Genomic DNA, 1919 nt, shown 5'->3' with positions numbered 1-1919 from the left:
GCTGTGCGTGGCGCTGGCCCGGCGCGAGCGGCTGCGCGCGCGGCCCGGCGTGTGGGCGGTGATGGTGGGAGCCGCCGTGCTGTTCGCGCTGGACCTGGAGTGCTGGCACCGGGGCATCCTGCTCATCGGGCCGGGGCTGGCCACCATCATCGGCAATTTCCAGGTATTCTTCATCGCCATTGCCGGTGCGCTGCTGCTGGGCGAAAAGCTGTCCGGGCGGCACATGGCGGCCATTCCGCTGGCCCTGGCCGGGTTGTGGCTGCTGCTGGGCGTCAGCCCGGCGGAACTGCTGCCCACGTTCACGGATGGCGGGCTGGTGGTGGGCGATTCACTGGCCGGGGTGGGCTACGGCTTTGCCACGGCGCTGTTCTACACCGGGTTCATCCTGCTGCTGCGCCAGTCGCGCGGCATGGCGGGCATGCTTTCTCCGGTGGCCAACATGGCCGTCATTTCGCTGGCCTGCGCGGCGGTAAGCGGCGCGGGCATTCTGGCGCGGGGCGACAGCTTTGCCATTGTCGATGCGGCCAGCGGCGGCTACCTGATGGCCTATGGCGTGCTGTGCCAGGGCGTGGGCTGGGTGCTGCTGTCCACCGGGCTGCCGCGCCTGCCTGCCTCGCTGGCGGGGCTGGTGATGCTGGTGCAGCCCGCGCTGTCGTTCGTGTGGGACATCCTGCTGTTCAAGCGGCCCACGGACGGATGGGGCATGGCCGGGGCGGGGATTGCCCTGTTCGCCATCTGGCTGGGCCTGTCCGGTGCGTCGGGTGGATCTGGCAGTTCGGGCGCGCGGGTATGCCGTCCGGACGAGCTGGAAGGTGGGTCTGACGCGGCACCGCATGAGGACAAATGACAATCAGGGCGCGCGGCGCCGCAACCGGACGGGGGAACGACGATGAAGATACTGGGCCTGATATTCGTGGCCGCCGTGGCTGCGGTGCTTGGCTGGCTGCTGCTGCGCGGACTGCTGGCCGCTGCCGGGTGCGTGTTGCGTCTGTTTCTGGGGCTGCTGCTGCTGGCCCTGCTGGGGGCCACATGGTCCATGCTGTCCTTCCTGTTAACGGGCGGGGCGGGCTGGTAAGGGCGAGGATTGCCGCCAGCGAGACGGCGGCAGGTGGCTGTCGGTGAGGCATTGCGGATTGCGGCAAGCGAGATGAGCGGCTGGCATCGCCAGCGAAGACAGCCCAGACATTGCGCAGGTACGGCGCGTGGCGGATGACCGTTGCGCGTCGTTTTCTTTCGGGGGGAGGAGAGCCGCGAGGCATGCGAGGCGTACGGGCGGGGCGGCTATTCCTGTGGCGGCAGACCGGCGATCCAGCCTTCCACGCCCAGTCGCACGGCGGTGACGCCGTGGGGAAGTGCGGCTGGTGACGGCAGGCCGTAGCCGGGCCGCAGGGCGGAGGCAGCGGCCAGCACGGCGCAGAGCAGGGCGTCCAGCAGGTCCGCTTCCGGGTCGTCCAGCATGCGGGCGGCATGGTCCGCATTCCAGCGGATGGATAGGCCGGACAGGGGGACAGGCTGGGGGACAGGCAGGGGGACAGGCAGGGGGCCGGACTGGGGGACTGGCTGGGGGACAGGCTGGGGTGATGACAGGCCAATGGGGTTCGTTGGGTCAAAGGTGCTGGTCGATTCGGTCAGTTCCCCCAATCCCGCAAGCTTTCGCAGCAGTTGGGTGCGTACCTCGCGCCGGGCGGATCTGTCCGTGGCGCCGCCGCCCTTGTAGGGGGCGCGGCCTGTCAACTGCCGGGCCAGCCAGCCGGGGTAGGTTTCCAGTGCCACGCGGGCGTTGTCCGACCGGCCGGGCAGGTCGGGCAGGGGGCGTAGCAGGGGCACGTGCACTGCGTGCGCGGCCAGCCGGGGGGCCACGGCGTGGAACATCAGGGCCACGGGCGGGCGCACCGTGTTCATGGGGCTGGCGGCCCCGG

General features: G+C 70.5%; 2 protein-coding genes and 1 pseudogene. 2 read left to right on the top strand and 1 reads right to left on the bottom strand.

Annotated elements, in window-relative coordinates:
* On the top strand, nucleotides 1–847 hold an 847-nt coding region (locus FVW20_RS13890; RefSeq protein WP_196610081.1), incomplete at its 5' end, for a DMT family transporter.
* Nucleotides 848–889: 42 nt separating this feature from the next.
* Nucleotides 890–1075 (top strand): hypothetical protein, encoded by a 186-nt coding sequence (locus FVW20_RS13885; RefSeq protein ID WP_196610080.1) that lies wholly within the window; start codon nucleotides 890–892, stop codon nucleotides 1073–1075.
* A gap of 206 nt (nucleotides 1076–1281) precedes the next feature.
* Here FVW20_RS13885 and FVW20_RS13880 read toward each other — a convergent pair.
* A pseudogene (locus tag FVW20_RS13880) lies at nucleotides 1282–1919 on the bottom strand (DUF429 domain-containing protein); the annotation flags it as partial.

The sequence above is a fragment of the Nitratidesulfovibrio oxamicus genome, assembly GCF_015731765.1.
Classification (GTDB): Bacteria; Desulfobacterota; Desulfovibrionia; order Desulfovibrionales; family Desulfovibrionaceae; genus Cupidesulfovibrio; species Cupidesulfovibrio oxamicus.
The sequence above is the reverse complement of the archived record's forward strand: the minus strand, read 5'-3'. Positions and strand labels throughout refer to the sequence as shown.

Coding starts and splice junctions, on each gene's coding strand:
- FVW20_RS13885 (WP_196610080.1), top strand. CDS start 890: ATGAAGATACTGGGCCTGATATTCGTGGCCGCCGTGGCTGCGGTGCTT.